A 20,003-nucleotide genomic window follows, 5' to 3' on the forward strand; every position below is an offset into this window, starting at 1 on the left:
AAAACCAACCGAGTCAGATAGTTTTGTGGGCACCACCTCCTCTAAGGCAACGTCGACTGTCGAACAACGAATTGGGGTTTCAACAATACCTGGCGCTCGGCCAGAGGGTTGCCTTCGACCAAATCAATCAACATAGAAGCCACCCGCTTGCCGATCTGGTAAATGGGTTGATGCACCGTGGTCAGCGGGGGAAAAGTGTGCTGGGCAAGGGGAATATCATCAAAACCGCTAATGGCAATTTCGCGCCCGATTTTGAGGCCACGCTCTTGAGCCGCGCGCATCGCGCCAATAGCCATCAAATCATTGCCGCAAGCCAACGCTGTGGGGGGGACGGGAAGCGTCAGCAACTCCCGGGCAAGAGCATAGCCGCTTTGCTCGGTCAGCGCGCCAATTCGCAGATACGCCTCATCCAGGGCCAGGCCGCGCTCGGCCAGGCCGCGGCGCAGGCCCTCCAGGCGGTGCTGGGCGAACATCAAATCCAACGGTGGGGAAAGATAGCCAATGCGGCGATGCCCCAGGTCCGCCAGATGATGGGCAATCTGCCGCATGCCTTCCACGCCATCTTCATCCACATAGGGGAAATCGTTCTCCGAGGCCGTGCGCCCAAAGGCCACGAAAGGGAAGCCAATTTGCTGCAAGAAGCGAATGCGCTCATCCCGAGCGCGAGTACGAATGATGATGAAACCATCAACCCGACGGCCCAACGCCGCCTTGCGATAGGCCGCCATTTCTTCCTCGCCTGGGGCGCGAGTAGAAAGCAACAAATCATAGCCCCGTTCTGCTGCCTGGTTGCCCACACCTGCCACAAACTCGCTGAAAAAGGGGTCAGAAAAGCGCGGCCCAAACGTCGGCAAGATGAGCCCCAGGGTCTCGGCGCGCTGCTTCTGCAAGCGCTGTGCCATGACGTTGGGGGTGTAACCCATTTCCCGCGCCACACGCTGCACCAGTTCGCGGGTTTCCGGCGCCACATCGGAATAGCCGTGCAGCGCTCGCGAAACGGTGGTCACCGATTTTCCCACCCGGCGGGCGATGTCTTTAATCGTCACAGCGTCGGTCATAGCAGGCACCCGTTTTTCCAAAACGATTTGGAAACGCAATTACATTATAGGGAAAGGGAAATGCTTTGTCAAGGCGCTTGACCTCCCCCCGCTTCAAGACTACAATCTTGACACTACCTGTCTTCTGCGAGGATGCCCATGTTTGAAACCCTGACCGAACGGCTCAACCAGGTCTTTTCCCAACTCAAGCGACGCGGCAAACTGTCCGAGCGCGACGTCGATGCCGCCATGCGGGAAGTTCGCCTGGCGTTGCTGGAAGCCGATGTTCACTACAAAGTCGTCAAAGATTTCGTCGCTCGGGTGCGCGAACGGGCCATCGGCCACGAGGTTTCGCGCGCGCTCAACCCCGCCCAGCAGGTCATCAAAATCGTTCACGAGGAACTCATTGCGACCCTGGGCGAACCCGCCCCGCTGGAACTGAGCGGCCCCAAACCCCGTAGCATCATGCTGGTCGGCTTACAGGGCTCCGGTAAAACTACCACCGCGGCCAAACTGGCGCGCTTCCTGCGCAAGCAGGGTGAGCGGGTGATGTTAGTGGCCGCCGACCCCTACCGCCCCGCGGCCGTGCAACAACTTCAAGCCCTCGGCAAACAATTAGACATCCCGGTCTTCTACGAAGAAGGTGTAGCCCCGCCCGACCTGGCCGTGCACGCCCAGAAAAAAGCAGCCGCCGGGGGCTTTAGCGTCACGATTTTAGATACTGCCGGCCGCTCACAACTGGACGACGCTTTGATGGACGAAATCCGCGCCATCGCCAACCGCATTCATCCCGCCGAAGTGCTGCTGGTGGTGGATGCAATGATCGGCCAGGAAGCCATCCATGTTGCCAGCGGGTTCAAAGAAGCCGTGCCCCTCACCGGGCTGGTCTTCACCAAAATGGACGGCGATGCGCGCGGCGGTGCGGCGATTTCCGTCCGCAGCGTCACCGGCGTGCCCATCAAATTCCTGGGTACCGGCGAACAGTTAGACGCGCTGGAAGCCTTTGACCCCAGCCGCCTTGCCAACCGCATCCTGGGCATGGGCGACATCATCGGCCTCATCGAGCGCGCCGAAGAAGCCCTCGACGAAGAAGAAGCCGCACGCCAGGCCGAGCGCATGCTTTCCGGCGACTTTACCCTCGAAGATTTCGCCCAGCAACTGCGGCAACTGCGCAAACTCGGCCCCTTGGGCCAACTGCTGGATATGCTCCCCGGTCAGTTAGGGCAAGCGGCGCGGCAAATCTCCCCCCAGGAAGCCGAAAAGCAGCTCAAAGTCACCGAAGCCATCCTCAATTCCATGACCCCCGAAGAGCGGCGCAACCCCAACATTCTCAACGCCAGCCGCCGCCGCCGCATTGCTCGCGGCTCGGGCACCACCGTGCAAGACGTCAACCAGCTGATGAAACAATATCGCCAAATGCGCCGCATGTTCAAAACACTGAAGAAAACCGGCTTCCGCGGCCTCGGTTTACCTTTCTAACCCCCTCCTACCATGCCTTCCCTCCCTCCCGACACCCTTCTGCACCAGCGCTACCTCATCCGCCGTGTCATCGGCCAGGGTGGGATGGGCAACGTCTACCTGGCCGAAGACACCCGCCTCGCGGGGCGGCTGTGCGCAGTCAAGGAAGTCGCCCACGACCCCGGCCTTCCCCCACACCTGCTGGAAGAAGCCCGCGCCCAATTCCTGCAGGAAGCCACCGTGCTGGCGCGCCTCGACCATCCCAACCTGCCCAAAGTTTCCGATTTCTTCTCGGAAGGGCGACGCGATTATCTGGTGATGGACTTCGTGCCGGGGAAAGACCTCCGTACCCTGATCGAGGAAGCCCGCTATGCCGGGCGTTTCTTGCCCGAAAGACAAGTGCTGGCATGGGCCGGACAACTGGCCGACGCCCTCACTTACCTTCACAGCCAGAACCCGCCCATTGTCCACCGCGACATCAAGCCCGGCAACCTCAAACTGACCCCCGGCGGCGTGATTAAACTGGTCGATTTCGGGCTGGTGAAAGTGTTGGAATCGGACGAAGTCACGGTCACGGTCGTGCAAGGGCGCGGCACAGCCCTTTACACCCCCTTAGAACAATACGGCGGCGACACCGGTCGCACCGATGCCCGCAGCGATATTTACGCCTTTGGTGCGACCCTCTACCACTTGCTGACCAACCAACCACCACCCTCGGCCCGCGACCGGTTCCTCAACCCCGGCGTCTTCCGCCCCCCACGGGCTTTCAACCCCGAAATCAGCCCCCGCACCGAGCGCGCCATCCTCTGGGCCATGCGCCTGCACCCCGACGAGCGCCCCGAAAGCGTCGAAGCCTTCCGGGAAGCCTTGTTAGGCGGCTGGATGCCCAACTACGTCACCGCGCCGCCGGTGCCCGCCGCCACGTGGGCCGACCTCTTCGCCGCACCGGCCGAGCGCGTGCTGACGTGGGTGGCTATCTTGCTCGCACTGGCCGGCCTTGTGCTTACACTGCGCTGAGGGCGTCGCGCCCCCCAGTCATCACTTTCCCTCTTCTTTTTGCTGCTGGTTACGGCGAAAATCCACAAACCGGTAACCTACGCCCCGCTCGGTGAGGATGTATTTGGGGTGAGACGGGTCCTCTTCCAGTTTCTGGCGCAGGTAATTGATGTAAAGACGGACATAGTGGTATTCGTCGCGATACTCGTACCCCCACACACGCGTCAGCAACTGCTCATACGTCATCACCCAGCCTGCGTTCTGCACCAGATGATACAGCAGGCGATATTCGGTCGGGCGTAACTTGACCAGTTTCCCGTCCACCCACACTTCGCGCCGGTCGAAGTCAATTTTCAACCGCTCATCCACTTCCACCACGCCGTGCAGCGATCCCCGCACAGCCTGGGTGCGACGCAGAACTGCCTTGATGCGGCTGACGAGTTCCCGCGTGCTGAACGGCTTGGTAATGTAATCGTCGGCACCCAATTCCAGGCCGCGCACAATGTCTTCTTCTTCCCCTTTGGCCGTGAGCATAATGACGGGCACTTCGCTAATTTCCCGGAGCATCCGCAGCACCTCAAAGCCGTCACGGTCGGGCATCATCACGTCCAACAACACCAGGTCAGGGAAGCCTTCCCGCACCTGGTCGAGGGCTTCCCGGCCGTTGGCGGCTTCCAGCACCTCAAAGCCATCGTATTCCAGGTTGAGGCGGATGAACCGGCGCATCCGATCTTCGTCGTCCACAATCAGAATGCGGTAAGGGCGTTTTTGTTCTTCTGGCATAACAGATTCCATTTACTCCCGCACGAAACCGATAATCTCGGCTTCTTCGGCGCTGGGCATGACCTCAATCACGGTGACGCGGCTGAGGGGAAGGATAATGGTAGAAACTTCAGGGTCCAGATAGTGAATGTCTTTACCGTCCCGCCGCCGGGGGTTGTTGAGCACAATGAGGGTGTCTTGAGGGCCCGGCATTTCGTCTACTTCGCCAGCGATGGGTTCCTCGTTGGGGATGTGCAAGACAAGCGTCACGGCCATATGCTACTTTCCTTCCTCGGTAGAAACCGGTTGAATGAGCACCTGGAAAACCAGTTTGCCCAAGGCGACGATGTCGCCATGCTGCAGGGGGTGAGGGGTGTTGGGAAGAATTTTGATGCCGTTGACTCGGGTACCATTGGAAGACCCCATATCGGTGATGGTCAACCGGCCATGCGCATCCACACGCAAAGCAGCATGAAGACGAGAAACGCCCTGCTCATACGCGTTGTAAGCCGTCAGGTCCACATCAGGCACCACGGCCTGCCCTGAAGCCAACCGTCCCAAGGTCCACTCCTGGCCGCTTTCCAGAAAAATGCGCTGACCGCTTTCCACAAGGAAAAGCACAATGCGGGCGCCTTTGCCCGCCCCTTCAGAGCGGAAGTTCTCCGAGGTGGGCAGCCAGGTATCTTCGCCCACGGTCAGGTTTTGGGTGGTGGCAGGCACGTAAAGGGGCGCGCCGCATTCGCTGCAATAAAGCGCGCCATCGAAGTTTTCATGCTGACAGACCGGACAACGGATCATAAGCCTTCTTCCCTTTTAGGCGTAATCAGGGCGCGGGTGCCAAATTTGATGGCCTTCTCACCTGCTTCCGAGAGGGTGTGGGTCATGCGAAGCGATTCTATCTCTTTTTGAACCGTGCGAGCGAGCCGCGGTTGCCCGGCCATCAAAAGACGGCTTGCCAGGCGCTCAAGGCGGCGCGTGGCCCGGTCAACCTGGCCGCTTTTGGCTTCGGCGCGGGCTTTTTCTTGCAACCGGTAGAGGGTGAGCCTGCCCATGGCTTCGACCAACGCCGCTGGCGGGCTGGTCAGGTCAGCCTCGTCGCGCAGGGGCAAAGCCATACGGAAAGGCCGCTCCCACGGGGCAGCATGGCCGTTCAAGAGGCGGGCTCGCAATTGCCCCGTCACGATGCCGTGCGTTTCGGCTTGCAGGTCTTGCGGCTGCACCAGCAGTTCCAGCAGCACCTCCAGTTTGCCTTCGCGCGGCACGTACCCCCACACCATGGGCGTTTGCAGGGTGAGGGGCGCGGGGATAGGTGTCAGGCGAAACGCGTATTGCAATTCTACCCCTGCCCCCAGTTGAAAGTCCAGCCTCACCTGCTCGGCAAAGCGGTCGCCCATGCCGTGGAAATGGGCTTCCAAAAAGGCTTCGATGTCGCGGGTGGAAGTCACCAAATGGGCGCTTCCGCCGGTAATGGCCGTGAGTTTATCCAAAAAGGCGTCGTTCCACTTGCTGCCAAGCCCCAAGCCGCTGATGACAATGCCGCGCTGCCGCGCCTGTTCGGCCAGGCGATAGCATTTTTCCTCATCGCCATAAGTGTGGCCGTCGGTGATGAGCACGATGTCGTTGAGGTAGTCGGACGAATAGAAACGCCCCACCTGCCGGTAGGCCGCCTGCAGCCCGCGAAAGATTTCAGTGCCGCCAAAAGCGTCAATGGCCGCGATCTGCTGCCTGAGGAAATCCTTTTGCTGGCCGCGCGTGGCCGGGATGACCACTTCGGCGCGGTCGTTGAAAGTGACCACCGAGAAAATGTCGTCGTCACGCAGTTCGTCAATGAGCAACCCGGCAGCCCGCTTGACCGCCGCCAACCGAGCGCCCCCCATCGAGGTCGAGCGGTCCAACACCAGGCACATATTCAACGACGGTCGCCGCTTTTGCTGCAAAGCAGCAGCCGAAGGGCGCAGAGTCACCAGGGCATATACCAGTTGGGGCTCGTTGACCCGCAGCAGGCTGGCCCGGCTGGTGCTGAGGTGCACCAGCAACGGCTCCGGGGGCAGGGTGGCATCATATTCAGCCCGTTTCAGGCTGTCCGAAAGCACTTCATAGGCTTCCTGCACACGCAGGAAGATTTCGTGCGCCTGGGGGTCGGGGGCTACATCGGGGTGGTAGCGCCGCACCAGCGCAAGATAGGCTTTCTTAATCTCTTGCGGTGTGGCGTCTCGCGGCACGCCCAGGATCTGGTAATAGTCCTGCATCGGTGCCTCCCCCTACTTGCGTGGGAATTGGACCAGGATGACGGAAATGTTATCCGGTCCGCCACCCGCGTTGGCCGCCTTGACCAGTTCCTGACACGCCACGGCAGGGGAAGGCGCAGAAACGACAATCTGGAACAGGTCCTCTTCCGAAACCACGCCCCACAGGCCATCGGAGCACAGCATCAGGAAGCCCTGGCGCGGGGCGGGGGTGATAAACACGTCGGGGTCAAATGGCTCTGCCTGGCCCAAAGCGCGGTAAAGCACATTGCGTTGGGGGTGAATAGCCGCCTCTTCGGCTGTCAACTGCCCCAGTTCTTCCAGCCGTTTCACCAGCGAGTGGTCGCGGGTCAACACCTCCATCCGCCCATCGGGGAAAATAGCATAAGCGCGGCTATCGCCAACGTGGGCGATGGTAATTTGTTCGTTGAGCAACAAGGCCGCGGTAATCGTCGTGCCCCCGCCAGGGGCGTATTCCACCACTGCCCGGTGGGCACGGCGTACGCCCTCGCGCATCAGATCCATCAGGGCTTCTTGCGGCACTTCGGGGTTGACTTTGAAAAGCGGGCTGTGGACCGCGTCCATCAAATACTGGGCCATCGCGCGGGCCGCGACCTCGGAAGCCACCTCGCCGTGCTGGTGCCCTCCCATGCCATCGGCAACAACAAACAACCCAAAAAGGTGATCGCGCCCATTGGCGCTGAGGTTAGAAACCGTCGCGTAGAGCGCATCTTCGTTGTGCTCTCGCTGCAAGCCGGTGGAATACCCCAGGCCGACGTTCACCTGGTCGGGGCGCAACGGCACGCCCACGGTTTCCAGCAGGCTTTCCACTTCACCCTCTTCCAGGGGGCGGGTGCTGGCAACACCCGCGGCAGCATGGAGTTCCTCGCGAGGGATGGGCCGCGTAGCCTGCTCCGCTTCGGCTGGCGGGTTCTGCGGGCCGGGCTGCGGGGTGTGTTCCTCGGTTTGAGGGGGTGACGAGGGCTGCAGCCCCTGGTCGGCCTCCGGCGGCGATAGCCATTCACGAAGTCGCTCTACAAACGGCAATTTCATAAAATGCTCCTTCTTGGCCGTGCTTTTGGCCTGTGCCCACTGTGGCTATCGGTGCACGGTGTTGTTCCCCTGCATGCAATAATCGGCCCATGCCACCGGAATGTGGAGGGCGTTGACGCGCTCACAGGGGGGCACACCCTGGCCGACGTAGGCGATCATCCACAGGCCTTCCACCTTGGCGGCAAACCACGCGGCACCCATCGTCTCGCCAACCCTCTTGACACCGCCACGTGCGAAGCCGTCGGGGCGAATTTCACCAATGCTCATATCTACCTGGGAAGGCGGCCAGGCGAGGTAAGCCGCGAGGGCGTTGCGCAGGGCGGTGGCATCGTCGGGCGTTGGAGTCGGCGCTGGCGTAGGGGGCTGGGCCGTAGGAGCGGATGCCGTAGCCTGCCAGCCGGCAATTTGCGTGCTTTGAGCAGCAATGGTGGCCGGATAGTCGGGCGTCGGCGCCTGGTGAGTGAGTGCTGCCAGTTGCGTGGCAACAGCGGCCTGCACAGTAGCCTGCGTATTGGGCGTAGGCGATGCGCCGCCGCACGCGGCCAATCCCAGACTTCCTACAAACATCAAGAAGAACACAGCATATCGTTTCATCTTTTTCTCCTCATGAAGGAGGCTTGAAGCGCCCAGGCCTCAAGCAATCACCAAAGCGTAAAGACGGTGGTCGGTCGAGCCAAAATAAAGGACGTTGTTATAAATCACGCCCCCCCCGATGACCGGGCCATCGGTGGGGAATTTCCAGCGCAAGCGACCATTGTGCAGATCCAGCGCATACATATTGCCATCGGCTGAGCCGATGTAAACCACATCTTGATAAATCACCGGCGAGCCGGGCACCTGGTGCTCGGTTTTGAAACGCCACAATTCGCGCCCGCGTTCGCCATCGATGCAATACACATGCCCGTCGGCCGAGCCAACCACCACATAGCGATCCTCGACCGCGGGGGAAGAGACCGTCCCCTTGCCCATGCGGTAGCGCCACAACACCCAGCCGCTTTCCGCATCCAGCGCGTGGAGCACCCCGCTGAGGTCAGCAAAGTAGGCGGTTTTGGCAATCACCGTGGGCGAGGCCGTGATGCTGCGCTTGGCGCGGTAGCGCCACAGCAGTTTGCCGCGGAAATCAAGCGCGTAAAACTCGCCGGCCTCGTTGCCAAAATAGACATGCTGCTCACCCAACGCCGGGGTAGAGCGAATAGGCGCGCCGGATTCGAAAGCCCACACGCGCCGCCCGCTGCTGGCATGCACCACGTGCAGGCGGCCATCGTCAGCCCCAAAGAAAAGATACCCCTCCGACATGCGCGCCGAGGAATAAATAGGGCTTTGCGTGCCATACGTCCATGCCTGGCGGCCATAGGCGCGCACCACGGCATAGAATTTGCCGTCGCGTGAGCCGAAGTAAAGGTGCTTTTTGTCGGCCAGGGGGCGGGTCACCACCCCATCGTGAGTGGGGAACTTCCACAGCATTTCGCCATCGCTGGCCCGCAAGGCATACACGTTGGTGTCGTAAGAGCCGATATACACCACGCCATCGTGGAAAAGCGGCGTGCCGCGAATTTCGTCTTCCGCTTCGAAAACCCAGATGGGCTTAATGTCGCCCTGCCCCACCAACCCGGCCGTCATGCTATGCGTTTCGCCTTTGAGACTGGCGCTCAGCAGCGAGAGCGTTCCAGTCTTGCGGGCCACGGCCAGCAAAGCGGCTTTCATCTCCATCGCGCTTTGGAAGCGTTTCTCAGGGCTGTACTCCACTGCCCGCTGAATCACAGCCTCAAACTCGGGGGAAACACTGGGGTTGATGCTGCGCACTGGCCGCTCGTGGAACGAAAACGGCGGCTCAGAGCGCGGGTCGCGCCGCGTCAGCAGATGGTGCAGCGTCGCGCCCAGGGCGTAAATATCCACCAGGGGCGTGGCCTCGCCGCGATATTGTTCCGGCGGGGCATAGCCTTCGGTGCCAATCATCGTGCCTTTCTGCCCGGCCTGGAACAATTTGGCAATGCCAAAATCTACCACCATCAGTTTGCCCGACGCCGTCAGCATGACGTTGGAAGGCTTCATATCGCGGAAAATGACAGGCGTCGGCTGGCGGGTGTGAAGGTAATGGAGAACGTCGCACAGTTCAATGGCCCAGGCCAACACCTGCTCTTCAGGCAGGAAGCCCTCGGTGCTGTTGAGCACGTCTTCCAGGTCACGGCCGTTGATGAATTCCAGCACCAGGTAGGCCCGCGCATTGTGGGTAAAATAATCGTAAATGTGGGGAATCGCAGGATGGCTCAAACTGGCAATGATGTGGGCTTCCCGCTCGAAGTTGCGGAACATGGTTTCGCGGGTAGCCGGGTCGTTGGTCTGAATGTGCATTTCCTTGACCGCCACCAGTTTGACGATGTTGGGGAAATGCAGATCGCGCGCCCGGTAGACCGCGCTCATACCGCCCACACCGACAACTTCTTGAATTAAATAACGGTCGGCCAGCGCCATGCCTGGGGTCAGGCGATGCCCTGTTTCCGGTGGGGTTTCGGTTTCCAGTTTCTGGGTAATGCGCCGGGTTTCCAGTTTGTACCTCCTGATCAGGCGTGCGGCTTCCCTCCCTCGTGAAAACAGCCTTTGCACGCTGAATCACGGTAAGGTTATTATAGCCGCTTGCTGGAGGTTTTGCAAACTTTGCAAAGTTGACTTTTCCTTCCTCTCATCCTATACTTACTCGCGGATGGATGGACATGCCGCGCGCTGGCACGGCTGATTTCCCTTTGATGGATGGAGGAGGTACACCGATGGAAAACCGCCCCTGGTTCCGGCATTATGATGAGGGGGTGCCGTTCCACATTGATTATCCCCCTGTGCCGCTGTTCCACTTCCTGGAAGAGGACGCCCGGAAATACCCCAACCGCCCGGCTACGATTTTCAAGGGAGCGAAAATCACTTACCGGGAACTCAACGACCTGACCGACCGCCTTGCAGCGGGCCTCTACGACCTTGGCATTCGCAAGGGCGACCGCGTCGGTCTGTTCATGCCCAACACGCCCCAGTTTGTGATGGCTTACTTCGCCATCCTCAAAGTGGGTGGGGTGGTCGTTGCCACCAACCCACTCTACAGCCCCCGCGAAATCGAGCATCAGCTCAACGACGCGGGCGTAGAGTACATGGTGGTCATGAGCAACTACTACGAGCGCATCAAAGAGGTGCAACCCAAGACCCAACTGAAGCGGCTGGTCGTCACCAACCTCAAAGAAACCTTGCCGCCGGTTCTCCGCTTCCTCTTTACCCTCACCCAAGAGAAAAAGGGCGGCTTTCGCGTCACCTTGCGCGACAACGACGTGTGGATGCAGGATCTCATTGCCGCTCACCAGCCTGCCGACCGCCCCAAAGTCGCCGTAGGGCCGGAAGACGTCGCGCTCTTCCAATACACCGGCGGCACGACCGGGCTTTCCAAAGGCGCGGTGGCGCTGCACCGCAATCTGGTAGCCAACACTCTGCAAATCAAAAACTGGGTGCCCAACCTCGAAGAGGGCAACGAAGTCGTGCTGATGGCCATCCCGCTCTTCCACGTTTACGGCATGGTCTCCGGCATGTTGTTCGGCATTGCCTCCGGCGCCACGCTGGTCATGGTGCCCGACCCGCGCAATTTGAAAGATGTTTTGGGCAACATCCAGAAATACCACGCCTCGATTTTCCCCGGGGTACCCACCCTCTACAACGCCATCAACAACTACCCCGAGGTGGTGGCTGGCAAATACGACCTGAGCAGCATCAAAGTCTGCATCTCCGGCTCGGCCCCGCTGATGCGGGAAACCAAAGAGAAATTCGAAGCCCTCACCGGCGGTAAAGTCTTCGAGGGCTATGGCCTCTCGGAAGCCCCCACCGCCACCCACTGCAACCCTGTGCTGGGCGAAAACCGCACCGGCTCCATCGGCCTGCCACTGCCCGATGTGGATGCCAAAATCATCAGCCTGGACGACGGCAAAACCGAACTGCCAACCGGCGAGGTGGGCGAATTAGTCATCCACGGCCCGCAGGTGATGAAGGGCTACCATAACATGCCCACCGAAACCGCCAACGTGCTGCGCCAGTGGGAAGACGGCCAGGTCTGGCTCTTCACCGGCGACATTGCCTACATGGATGAAGACGGCTATTTCTACATCGTCGACCGCAAGAAAGAGGTTATCAAGCCCGGCGGTTACCAGGTGTGGCCGCGAGAAGTGGAAGAAGTCATCGCCGCCCACCCCGACGTGCTGGAAGTCGCCGTGGCCGGCATTCCCGACCCCTACCGCGGGGAAACCGTGAAAGCGTGGATTGTCCCCAAGCCCGGCAAGAGCCTCACAGCCGAGGAAATCAAAACCTGGTGCCGCGACCGGCTGGCAAAATTCAAGGTGCCCACCCACGTGGAATTCCGCAACGAACTGCCGAAAACCACTGTGGGCAAGATTTTGCGGCGCGAACTGGTGCGCCAGCACCTGGAAGCCGAGCAGCAGGAGAAAAACGGCTGATCGCCTCTCGCTTTGCCTTGACCAGGGAGCAGCCAACCAGGGCTGCTCCTTGCACTTTTTCCCAACGCCTGTCATTTGCTTGACGTAGGGGGCGGGGGGTGTTATCCTTGGTGCGCATCGGAGGCACGGACAACCGCAGCCAAAGAGCACTACCCAAGGCGGCGGCCGAGGGGCCGCTGCAAATTTTTTGTAAGGAGATAGTAAGCATGTCTGAACGTTACATCGGTACGGTCAAATGGTTCAATGCGACCAAGGGCTTCGGCTTTATTGGGCGCGAGGATGGCGAGGACGTTTTCGTTCACTATAGCGCCATCCAGATGGACGGCTACCGCTCCCTGGAAGAAGGCCAAAAAGTGGAATTCTCCATCGAGCAGGGCCCGAAAGGATTGCAGGCTGCCAACGTTGTGCCTCTCTAAACGACGACGCACATCCCTCAGCCCGTCTTCGGACGGGCTGTTTCGTTTTAAAGGGCATTGAAGCCAAAGCATTCCCACGACCGCACCGCAGCCCAAGCGCGCCGCTTCCTTCCTCACCACAAAACAGCCGTTTTTATGCTAAGATGAGGACACAGCACGCTGGATTCCCTGGTCTGATGATTCCTTCTCTGGAGGCGCATCATGCGTAAAGAAATCCGTTCCATCAATCCCTTTTCTGCCGGCAAAGTCGGCTGCCTGTTGGGCGGGCTGCTAACCGCCATTTTTGGCTGTTTCTTCCTCTTCCTGCCCATGGTCGCCATGCCCGGCCTGCTGGCATCTGCCGCGCCAGACCAATCGAGCGCGCTGCACATGCTGGGCGGCGGCCTGGTAGGAGCCCTCGCGATCTACATCGCCGTCATCCTCATCGAGGCCGTGGCGATAGCCGTCGTTTGGCTCATCGGCGCTTTGATTTACAACCTGGTGGCAAAAATTGCCGGGGGCTTAGAAATCGACCTCGACGCCGACTAAAAAACAGGCCTCACCGAGGGCGGCATCAGCCTGTCGGGCTTATAATAGCAGCATCCCGTTTCCAGGAGGCACCCATGCATCCTCGCCAGCGCCGCCTGCAAGCAGCATTGCAGCGCGCCCAACTGGACGCCCTCGCGCTCAACCCCGGCCCCTCGCTGGTTTATCTCACCGGCCTGCGCTTTCACCTCATGGAACGGCCCGTGGTGGCCTTTTTCACCGCCACAGGCCAGCAGACCATCGTGCTGCCGCGGCTGGAAGCCCCCAAAGTGGCCGACCGGGGGGATATTCAGCCTTTCTTCTACGACGAAGACCCCGCCCACTGGCACGACGCCTTCCGCAGCGCGATGGAGGCCTTAGGGCTTCAGCAAGCCCGCATTGGGGTGGAACCCGACCGCCTGCGGGTGCTGGAACTGCGTTTTCTGGAAGCCGCCGCGCCCCACGCGGTTTTCCCATCGGCTGCTAAAATCATCGCAGCCCTGCGGGTGAGCAAAGACGCAGAGGAAATCGCCGCGATGGAATACGCCGTGCACATCGCGCAGGAAGCCCTCACCGCCACACTGCAGACCTTCCGCGTGGGCATGACCGAAAAAGCACTGGCCGCCGAACTGGTGGCGCAGTTGCTCCGCCACGGTTCTGAGCCAGAATTGCCCTTCCAGCCCATCGTGGCAGCAGGCCCCAACAGCGCCAACCCCCATGCCGTGCCCACCGACCGCCCCATCCAGCCCGGCGATTTACTCATCATCGACTGGGGCGCCACCCATCAGGGTTATTTTTCCGACCTCACCCGCACGTTCGCCATCGGCGAGGTAGATGAGGAACTGGCACACATCGCGGCCATCGTGCAGCAGGCCAACGCCGCAGGGCGGGAAGCCGCCCGCCCTGGCATTCCCGCCGGCGAGGTGGACAAAGCCGCCCGCGGAGTCATCGCCGCGGCGGGCTATGGCGGCTATTTCACCCACCGCACCGGCCACGGGCTGGGCATGGATGCCCACGAGCGACCATTCATTTTTGCCGACAATGACGAGGCACTGCGCCCCGGCATGGTGTTCACCGTGGAGCCCGGCATCTACCTGCCCGGCCGCGGCGGTGCGCGGGTGGAAGACGATGTCGTCATCACCGCCGATGGCGCGCGCAGCCTGAGCGATTTTCCACGCGGCCTTCAGCGGCTGGGATAGCCGCGCATCAGCCCGCGGCGCGGCGTTTGCGCCGAACAAAGCACCACAAAACGAGCAACCACCCGCCCGCTTTAACCCATTGCCCTGGTCAGGCAATGGGTTTGATTTTTCCAGAAAGCATCAAAAAAAGAGGCACCAGGAACTCGCCTTCAGCAGCAACACGGCTGCCACCGCCCCCATGAAAACGCCCACCAGCAAAGGCGCCAGCGGCGGCGTGTCGGTTTCCAGCATGGCGACCTCGGGTTGCCGCGGGTCGTAGTGCACTTCCACCGTGCTGCCGGGAGCATAACGCGCTACCGCGGCTTCGGCCAAGGCTTTGTTGCTAAAAACCAACACCCCTTTAGGGCCTACCGATACCCTTCATAGGGCTTGCCCAACACACTGTAAGCGTACTTCACCACCACGAAATACACTTCAGGCCTGGATGCAAAAACGCGATGCATTCGAGAGCGAATTACCTCTACGGACTTCTGCACCTCCGCCTCGGTAATCGTGCCCACCGCGGTGGGCCAGCGGCGGCTTGCGCTGGCTTGCCGGCAGGTGTAACCATACCACCCCACCAAAGCGATACCAAACAACGCCAGCACGCCAGCCGCCGCCTGGGCCAACCACCAGCAGGAAGTCCCCATGGCAACGGCTCCGCTCAATCGACCAGCTTCGCCGCGCGCAGGGTATTTTTCAGCAGCATGGCGATGGTCATCGGCCCCACACCACCTGGCACCGGCGTGATGGCCGCGGCTATCTCTTTCACCTCCTCAAAGGCCACATCGCCCACCAGGCGATACCCCTTCTTCGCGGTGGGGTCTTCCACCCGGTTCACGCCAACGTCGATGACCACCGCGCCGGGCTTTACCCAATCGCCGCGCACCATGGCCGCGCGCCCTACCGCGGCGATGAGCACGTCGGCTTCCCGCGTCACCGCAGGCAAATCGCGCGTGCGGGAATGGCACACCGTGACCGTGGCATTACGGCGCAGGAGCAAAAGCGACACCGGCATCCCCACAATGTTGGAACGCCCCAGCACCACCGCGCGGGCGCCTTCCAGGGTGACGCCCGCCTCTTCCAACAGCACCATGATGCCCGCGGGCGTGCAGGGCACGAACAGCGGCTCGCGGCCTTTTTGCGCCAGGCGGCCAATGTTGAGGGGGTGGAAGCCGTCTACATCCTTTTCCAGCCGGATACGCCCTAACACCTTTTCCTCATCCAGCCCGGCGGGCAGGGGGAGTTGCACCAAAATGCCGTGGATTGCAGGGTCGGCATTCAGACGTTCCACCAGGGCTTCGACTTCCTCTTGCGAGGCATCGGCGGGAAGTTCGTAGCCAAAGGAGTTGATGCCCACCTGTTCACAGGCTTTGTGCTTCATACGGACATAGATTTGGGAAGCCGGGTTGTCGCCCACCAGCACGGTCGCCAGGCCGGGGCGGGGCAGGCCGTTTCCCACACGTTGCTGCACTTCCGCGGCAATCTGCGCCCGAATGCGCTCGGCAACGGCCTTTCCGTCGATGATTTTCGCAGTCATGGGGTGTCCTCCATCTCAAGCAAACGGCGGCGCAGCAAGTTGAGCACCATGTTGGTAGCCCAGTTAGGCGCCATTTGGGGCGGACCGCCGAAGTGGAATTCGCGCAATTCATCGCCTTCCGGGCGCGCCAGCACCACGTGGCAGCGATTGGCGCCCTCGGCTGGGAACAAACTGACGCCCACCGCCCAATCGGCCTCGCGCACATCACAACATGCCCGCGTGCGGGTCGCCAAAACCTCCGGCGAAAGCGGGTCGGCTTCCATTTTGCCGCCCAGGAACCCCGCGACGTGCCCCACCCGCTGAAGCAACAATCCTCCCAACCCGGCTTCCAACACCGTAAAGGTCAAGCCGAGTGCGGCAAACTGCTTCGAGAGCACGCTTTCCAGCGTTTCGCCATCTGCGCCGTAAATGCGGGTGCCGAGGCGGCGACGCAGTTCGGCTTCCACCTCGGCAATCATCTCCTGCGCGACTTCTTCGCTTTCGGCCTTGGCCGTGATGCGGATATCTACTTGGCCGGGGTGGGCGAGCAGCCCCACGGTGGGGTTGCTCAGGCGCTCCAGGTCGCCGATTTGCTCATCGAGCGCGCTTTCGGGCATCCCCGCGGTGTGCAGCACGCGGGCAAGGATGACACCGCGCAGGTTGAAGCGCCGCTGCAAATAGGGCAGCACTTCGTGGGTGAAAAGGTATTCCATTTCGCGCGGCACGCCGGGCAGGGAAATCACCACGCCGTCGGGGGTTTCCACCGCGAAGGCAGGTGCAGTGCCCACGGGGTTGTGAATGGCCTGCGCGCCCTGAGGAATGAACGCCTGCCGCCGGTTGTTTTCGGTGGGCTGGCGGCCATATTGGGCAAAGCGCTCCTGAATGGCCTTCCACAGTTCGGGGCGGAATTCCAGCGGCACGCCCACCGCGTCGGCCACAGCCTGGCGGGTGGGGTCGTCCACTGTGGGGCCAAGGCCGCCGGTGGTAATCACGATGTCGGCGCGGTCGAGGGCTTCCCGCACGGCCTGGGCAATGCGCGCCGCGTTGTCGCCCACGGTGGTGGTGCGGTAAAGGTCAATGCCTGCGTCGCGCAAGCGGCGGGCGATGTAGCGGCTGTTGGTGTCGACAATTTCGCCCAGCAACAACTCGGTTCCGATGGTGAGAATCTCAGCACTTGGCATAAAAACTCGCTTTGGGGTAGTCGGGTAGTCAGACAGTCTGGTAGTCAGATGGTCGGGGGTCAAACGACGTTGTATTCCTCGATGAGGCGGCCTTCGGTGAAGCGGGCGAGGTCGAGGGTGGAGACGTCGACCGTTTTAGCCTGGCCGTCGAGGATGATTTCGGTCATCAGTTTGCCCGCCACCGGGCCATGCATGAAGCCGTGGCCGGAGAAACCGGCGCAAACGTAGAAGCCTTCCACCGGCGTTTTGCCGAAAATCGGGTGCGCGTCGGGGGTGACTTCGTAGAGGCCCGCCACCCGGGAAACCGCGCCGGCGCGTTCCAGCAGCGGGAAGCGCTCGATGGCGGCCTCCATGTGCACCAGTTCCCAATCGGGGTCCACGACCTGGCTGAAGCCGGGTTTTTCGTTGGGGTTGGACATGCCAGTCAGCAGCCCCTCGCCCTCGGGGTGGAAGTAGAGGCTTTGGGCAAAGTCAATCACAAAGGGGAAGTCGGGCGGCAGTTCCAGCGGGGTGGTGGTGAGCCACTGGCGGCGGATGGGGTCAATGGGGATCTCCACACCCGCCATTTTGCCGACAAGGCCGGCCCACGGCCCGGCCGCGTTGACCACGATGGGCGTGGCAATGGTGCCGCGGTTGGTTTCCACGCCCACGACCTTGCCGCCTTCCACTTGAATGCCGGTCACTTCCACATCGGTGAGGGTCTTTGCCCCCAACTGCCGCGCCCGCTGGGTATAGCCCATGACCACGCCGTTGGGGTCCACCAGGCCGTCTTTGGGGTTGAAGGTCGCGGCCAGTGCATCGTCCCAGCGCATCATCGGCAGGCGCTTGCGGACGTCGTCGCCGCTCCACCATTCGGTGTTCACGCCCAGGCGGTGCTGCAGGGCAACCACTTCCTTGAAGGTGGCGACGTCTCTTTCGTTGGTGAGCACGAAAAGGTAGCCAATTTGGCGGTAGTCAATGGGGTAGCCGATCTCCTCGGGGAAGCGTTCCAGCATGGGCAGGCTTTCCAGCGAAAGGCGGATGTTGATTTCGGTGGAAAACTGGTAACGCACGCCGCCTGCGCAGCGCCCCGTTGCGCCGAGGCCGAAAAACGATTCCTTTTCCAGCAGCACAACGCCTTTCTGGCCGCGCGCCGCGAGGTGATAGGCAATGCTCGCGCCCATCACCCCGCCGCCAACGATGACGATTTCGGCAGTTTTTGGGAAGTCGGTCATGGAAGCCTCCAAGGGAAATTAAGAGTTGCGAGTTGTGAAAACGCCGATGCACCGGACACCGGAACACTTGACACTAAGACACTTAAAACGCCACTTCCTTCCCCAATCCTTGCGCTTTTGCGTTTCGCAGCGCGACTTGAGAAGCCATGGCATCCTGCACGGCCACGCCTACGGACTTGAAGAAGGTGATTTGGGCTTCGCTGGTGCGTCCGGGCTTGCGCCCCAGCAGAATTTCGCCCAGTTCGGCGTGGATGTGATCAGCGGTGATGATGCCCGCTTCAATGGGCTGAATCAGGTCGCCGGCTTCGGCCAACACGGCTTCGCGGGAATCCACCACCACCAGCGCCCGGGCCACGGTTTCGGGCGGCACCTCGGCCATTTCGGGGGTATAGGCGCCGATGCCGTTGATGTGCACGCCGGGTTTGAGGTCGGCGTCATCAAAAACGGGCCGGGTGGCGATGGTCGCGGTGCAGATGACGTCCGCGTCGCGCACGGCTTCCGCAGGGGTGGAAGCCACGCGCACATCGCGCGGCACGGGGCCAAAACCGGCCATTTCCGCGGTAAAGGCCTCGGCGCGCTCGCGGCTGACGTCGTACACCCACACGGTCTCGATAGGGCGCACGGTGCACACGGCTTCGGCCTGGGTGCGCCCCTGGGTGCCCGCGCCGAACACGGCAAGCACGCGGCTTTCGGGGCGGGCAAGCACATCGGTGGCTGCGCCCGAGGCCGCCCCCGTGCGCAGGGCCGTCAGCGTGCCGCCCTCCAGTAGCGCGAGGGGGCGGCCGGTGTCGGGTTCCAGCACCAGCACCGCGGCGTAAATCGTGGGCATCTCGCGCTCAGGGTTGTGGGGGAAGACCGACACCACCTTGACGGTGAGGGCTTCTTCGGCCTTTCCGCCGACATAGGCCGGCATAAACAAACTCACGCCCTCGTGCGGCGCGACGGGCAGCGAAAGGCGCAGGGGCACCTCGGCTTCCCCCGCTGAGAGCGCGCGGTAGGCCGCTTTGACGGCTTCAATGGCAGCAGACATGGGAAGGGCTTGGCGGACTTCTTCGGCGGTCAAAATGAGCATAGGCTTTCTCCCAACAGTTACGGGGTGGCGCCCCCCCACGGCCGGTCAGCCAACCGGTTGAGGATGGCAAAAGTGCCTGCCAGGCTGGTTTCCGGGTCGGCCAGGCCAAGGGCCAGGGCTCGGTCACACAAGGCTTCGAAGGCATAAGCATCCCACCAGTTGGAATGCATCAACGCGATATCGCCGCGGTGCAACGAGTCGGTAGACTGCTTGATGGCCGTCACAATTTTGCCGAACAGCGGCTGCTTGAGGGCTTCCTCCGGGCGGTCGATGGCATGATACTCGGTGAGGAGCGCGCCGTCATCCCATGTCCAATCAACCAGTTTGTAGCCCAGGCTGGTGACCACCCGGTGCACCCGCGGCGTATTTTTGCCCGCGCCAAAAGGAATGCGGAAATAGGGAAAACGGTCTTTCATCATCCGCAGGTAGTCGGTGCCCAGGGCGTTGGCCAGCGCCTTTTCCCAGTTCAGCAGTTCCTCGGCGATTTGTTTGTCGTCCAGATGGGTAAAATACGGGTGGGAATACGAGTGATTGCCGATGATGCAGCCGTTTTCCACCAGCACTTCCAGCAGGTTTTCGCCGTCGAGGTCGGCAAGGATGTGCAACATGCGCCCCATGGGGAAAAAGGCAATCGGGCACTTCTTGCGGCGAATGACGGCGGCAATGCGGGAAAACGTCTCCGAATAGCCATCGTCCACGCTGAGCAGCACGCCAAAGCGCGGGTCAATGGTGCGGATGTGATACACGCCTTCCGGCAATCCGCCAGCCGCAGCGCGCGCCGTCAGCCGCGGCCGGGGAGCAACCACAGCCGCCGCGCCCAGGGCGCTTAGTTTGAGAAAGTCTCGGCGGGAAAGGGGCATATTGCCTCCGAAATGAGATAAACCCGGTG

Annotated in this window: 21 protein-coding genes; 6 read left to right on the forward strand and 15 right to left on the reverse strand. The window is 61.4% G+C overall.

Annotation, left to right across the window (positions count from 1 at the left end; translation table 11 throughout):
* Positions 1 to 41: 41 nt before the first annotated feature.
* Positions 42 to 1,058, reverse strand: a complete 1,017-nt coding sequence (locus ENJ54_03010) for a LacI family transcriptional regulator (protein HFC08817.1) — start codon at positions 1,056 to 1,058, stop codon at positions 42 to 44.
* 138 nt (positions 1,059 to 1,196) lie between these two features.
* On the opposite strand from ENJ54_03010, the gene ENJ54_03015 reads away from it, so the two are divergent.
* On the forward strand, positions 1,197 to 2,516 hold the full coding sequence (locus ENJ54_03015) for a signal recognition particle protein (protein HFC08818.1): 1,320 nt from the start codon (positions 1,197 to 1,199) through the stop codon (positions 2,514 to 2,516).
* Between the two features lie 12 nt (positions 2,517 to 2,528).
* Positions 2,529 to 3,512, forward strand: coding sequence for a serine/threonine protein kinase (locus ENJ54_03020; GenBank protein HFC08819.1), 984 nt, complete (start codon positions 2,529 to 2,531; stop codon positions 3,510 to 3,512).
* A 21-nt stretch (positions 3,513 to 3,533) separates the two neighbouring features.
* On the opposite strand, the gene ENJ54_03025 is transcribed toward ENJ54_03020, so the two are convergent.
* The 7 genes from ENJ54_03025 to ENJ54_03055 are packed head-to-tail and all read right to left on the reverse strand — an operon-like array spanning position 3,534 to position 10,156.
* Positions 3,534 to 4,274 (reverse strand): response regulator transcription factor, encoded by a 741-nt coding sequence (locus ENJ54_03025; GenBank protein HFC08820.1) that lies wholly within the window; start codon positions 4,272 to 4,274, stop codon positions 3,534 to 3,536.
* A gap of 12 nt (positions 4,275 to 4,286) precedes the next feature.
* The gene (locus ENJ54_03030; protein HFC08821.1) at positions 4,287 to 4,529 is read right to left on the reverse strand and encodes a hypothetical protein; all 243 of its coding nucleotides are present in this window, start codon (positions 4,527 to 4,529) and stop codon (positions 4,287 to 4,289) included.
* Between the two features lie 3 nt (positions 4,530 to 4,532).
* On the reverse strand, positions 4,533 to 5,051 hold the full coding sequence (locus ENJ54_03035; protein HFC08822.1) for an FHA domain-containing protein: 519 nt from the start codon (positions 5,049 to 5,051) through the stop codon (positions 4,533 to 4,535).
* Positions 5,048 to 6,502 (reverse strand): VWA domain-containing protein, encoded by a 1,455-nt coding sequence (locus ENJ54_03040; protein HFC08823.1) that lies wholly within the window; start codon positions 6,500 to 6,502, stop codon positions 5,048 to 5,050. Before ENJ54_03040 ends, ENJ54_03035 begins: the two co-directional genes overlap by 4 nt.
* Positions 6,503 to 6,514: 12 nt before the next feature.
* Positions 6,515 to 7,552 carry a serine/threonine-protein phosphatase gene (locus ENJ54_03045; GenBank protein HFC08824.1) on the reverse strand — a complete coding sequence of 346 codons (1,038 nt, stop codon included), beginning with the start codon at positions 7,550 to 7,552 and terminating at the stop codon, positions 6,515 to 6,517.
* Positions 7,553 to 7,597: 45 nt separating this feature from the next.
* Positions 7,598 to 8,146, reverse strand: coding sequence for a hypothetical protein (locus ENJ54_03050; protein HFC08825.1), 549 nt, complete (start codon positions 8,144 to 8,146; stop codon positions 7,598 to 7,600).
* A 39-nt stretch (positions 8,147 to 8,185) separates the two neighbouring features.
* Positions 8,186 to 10,156 carry a serine/threonine-protein kinase gene (locus tag ENJ54_03055; protein HFC08826.1) on the reverse strand — a complete coding sequence of 657 codons (1,971 nt, stop codon included), beginning with the start codon at positions 10,154 to 10,156 and terminating at the stop codon, positions 8,186 to 8,188.
* A gap of 161 nt (positions 10,157 to 10,317) precedes the next feature.
* Here ENJ54_03055 and ENJ54_03060 point away from each other — a divergent pair, with 161 nt between their 5' ends.
* From ENJ54_03060 to ENJ54_03075, 4 genes are all read left to right on the forward strand, one after another.
* Positions 10,318 to 12,030 carry a long-chain fatty acid--CoA ligase gene (locus ENJ54_03060; GenBank protein HFC08827.1) on the forward strand — a complete coding sequence of 571 codons (1,713 nt, stop codon included), beginning with the start codon at positions 10,318 to 10,320 and terminating at the stop codon, positions 12,028 to 12,030.
* A 206-nt stretch (positions 12,031 to 12,236) separates the two neighbouring features.
* Positions 12,237 to 12,446, forward strand: a complete 210-nt coding sequence (locus ENJ54_03065) for a cold-shock protein (protein HFC08828.1) — start codon at positions 12,237 to 12,239, stop codon at positions 12,444 to 12,446.
* A gap of 201 nt (positions 12,447 to 12,647) precedes the next feature.
* Positions 12,648 to 12,974 carry a hypothetical protein gene (locus ENJ54_03070; GenBank protein ID HFC08829.1) on the forward strand — a complete coding sequence of 109 codons (327 nt, stop codon included), beginning with the start codon at positions 12,648 to 12,650 and terminating at the stop codon, positions 12,972 to 12,974.
* Between the two features lie 74 nt (positions 12,975 to 13,048).
* Entirely contained in the window at positions 13,049 to 14,149 is a 1,101-nt protein-coding gene (locus ENJ54_03075; protein ID HFC08830.1) for an aminopeptidase P family protein, read from the forward strand.
* A gap of 120 nt (positions 14,150 to 14,269) precedes the next feature.
* Here the strand turns inward: ENJ54_03075 and ENJ54_03080 are convergent, their stop codons facing one another.
* From ENJ54_03080 to ENJ54_03110, 7 genes are all read right to left on the reverse strand, one after another.
* Complete coding sequence (locus ENJ54_03080) at positions 14,270 to 14,485, reverse strand: hypothetical protein (GenBank protein ID HFC08831.1); 216 nt, start codon at positions 14,483 to 14,485, stop codon at positions 14,270 to 14,272.
* An 11-nt stretch (positions 14,486 to 14,496) separates the two neighbouring features.
* A complete protein-coding gene (locus ENJ54_03085) occupies positions 14,497 to 14,778 on the reverse strand; it encodes a DUF3592 domain-containing protein (GenBank protein ID HFC08832.1) in 282 nt (93 codons plus the stop codon).
* 14 nt (positions 14,779 to 14,792) lie between these two features.
* Positions 14,793 to 15,668 carry a bifunctional methylenetetrahydrofolate dehydrogenase/methenyltetrahydrofolate cyclohydrolase FolD gene (gene folD, locus ENJ54_03090; protein ID HFC08833.1) on the reverse strand — a complete coding sequence of 292 codons (876 nt, stop codon included), beginning with the start codon at positions 15,666 to 15,668 and terminating at the stop codon, positions 14,793 to 14,795.
* Positions 15,665 to 16,828: a CinA family nicotinamide mononucleotide deamidase-related protein gene (locus ENJ54_03095; protein ID HFC08834.1), complete on the reverse strand. Its 1,164-nt coding sequence runs from the start codon at positions 16,826 to 16,828 to the stop codon at positions 15,665 to 15,667. Before ENJ54_03095 ends, folD begins: the two co-directional genes overlap by 4 nt.
* Positions 16,829 to 16,887: 59 nt before the next feature.
* A complete protein-coding gene (locus ENJ54_03100) occupies positions 16,888 to 18,042 on the reverse strand; it encodes an FAD-binding oxidoreductase (GenBank protein HFC08835.1) in 1,155 nt (384 codons plus the stop codon).
* 82 nt (positions 18,043 to 18,124) lie between these two features.
* The gene (locus ENJ54_03105) at positions 18,125 to 19,114 is read right to left on the reverse strand and encodes an ornithine cyclodeaminase (protein ID HFC08836.1); all 990 of its coding nucleotides are present in this window, start codon (positions 19,112 to 19,114) and stop codon (positions 18,125 to 18,127) included.
* A 17-nt stretch (positions 19,115 to 19,131) separates the two neighbouring features.
* Positions 19,132 to 19,974: a twin-arginine translocation signal domain-containing protein gene (locus ENJ54_03110; protein HFC08837.1), complete on the reverse strand. Its 843-nt coding sequence runs from the start codon at positions 19,972 to 19,974 to the stop codon at positions 19,132 to 19,134.
* Positions 19,975 to 20,003: the final 29 nt, after the last annotated feature.

Source organism: Chloroflexota bacterium (assembly GCA_011322445.1).
GTDB lineage: Bacteria > Chloroflexota > Anaerolineae > Anaerolineales > DRMV01 > DRMV01.

What these genes read in the sequence shown, in the direction of transcription:
- ENJ54_03015 (HFC08818.1), top strand. Translation starts at nt 1,197, where the DNA reads ATGTTTGAAACCCTGACCGAACGGCTCAACCAGGTCTTTTCCCAACTC.
- ENJ54_03095 (HFC08834.1), bottom strand. Translation starts at nt 16,828, where the DNA reads ATGCCAAGTGCTGAGATTCTCACCATCGGAACCGAGTTGTTGCTGGGC.
- ENJ54_03085 (HFC08832.1), bottom strand. Translation starts at nt 14,778, where the DNA reads ATGGGGACTTCCTGCTGGTGGTTGGCCCAGGCGGCGGCTGGCGTGCTG.
- ENJ54_03040 (HFC08823.1), bottom strand. Translation starts at nt 6,502, where the DNA reads ATGCAGGACTATTACCAGATCCTGGGCGTGCCGCGAGACGCCACACCG.
- ENJ54_03100 (HFC08835.1), bottom strand. Translation starts at nt 18,042, where the DNA reads ATGACCGACTTCCCAAAAACTGCCGAAATCGTCATCGTTGGCGGCGGG.
- ENJ54_03105 (HFC08836.1), bottom strand. Translation starts at nt 19,114, where the DNA reads ATGCTCATTTTGACCGCCGAAGAAGTCCGCCAAGCCCTTCCCATGTCT.
- ENJ54_03065 (HFC08828.1), top strand. Translation starts at nt 12,237, where the DNA reads ATGTCTGAACGTTACATCGGTACGGTCAAATGGTTCAATGCGACCAAG.
- ENJ54_03025 (HFC08820.1), bottom strand. Translation starts at nt 4,274, where the DNA reads ATGCCAGAAGAACAAAAACGCCCTTACCGCATTCTGATTGTGGACGAC.
- ENJ54_03110 (HFC08837.1), bottom strand. Translation starts at nt 19,974, where the DNA reads ATGCCCCTTTCCCGCCGAGACTTTCTCAAACTAAGCGCCCTGGGCGCG.
- folD (HFC08833.1), bottom strand. Translation starts at nt 15,668, where the DNA reads ATGACTGCGAAAATCATCGACGGAAAGGCCGTTGCCGAGCGCATTCGG.
- ENJ54_03010 (HFC08817.1), bottom strand. Translation starts at nt 1,058, where the DNA reads ATGACCGACGCTGTGACGATTAAAGACATCGCCCGCCGGGTGGGAAAA.
- ENJ54_03060 (HFC08827.1), top strand. Translation starts at nt 10,318, where the DNA reads ATGGAAAACCGCCCCTGGTTCCGGCATTATGATGAGGGGGTGCCGTTC.
- ENJ54_03030 (HFC08821.1), bottom strand. Translation starts at nt 4,529, where the DNA reads ATGGCCGTGACGCTTGTCTTGCACATCCCCAACGAGGAACCCATCGCT.
- ENJ54_03075 (HFC08830.1), top strand. Translation starts at nt 13,049, where the DNA reads ATGCATCCTCGCCAGCGCCGCCTGCAAGCAGCATTGCAGCGCGCCCAA.
- ENJ54_03020 (HFC08819.1), top strand. Translation starts at nt 2,529, where the DNA reads ATGCCTTCCCTCCCTCCCGACACCCTTCTGCACCAGCGCTACCTCATC.
- ENJ54_03050 (HFC08825.1), bottom strand. Translation starts at nt 8,146, where the DNA reads ATGAAACGATATGCTGTGTTCTTCTTGATGTTTGTAGGAAGTCTGGGA.
- ENJ54_03070 (HFC08829.1), top strand. Translation starts at nt 12,648, where the DNA reads ATGCGTAAAGAAATCCGTTCCATCAATCCCTTTTCTGCCGGCAAAGTC.
- ENJ54_03035 (HFC08822.1), bottom strand. Translation starts at nt 5,051, where the DNA reads ATGATCCGTTGTCCGGTCTGTCAGCATGAAAACTTCGATGGCGCGCTT.
- ENJ54_03045 (HFC08824.1), bottom strand. Translation starts at nt 7,552, where the DNA reads ATGAAATTGCCGTTTGTAGAGCGACTTCGTGAATGGCTATCGCCGCCG.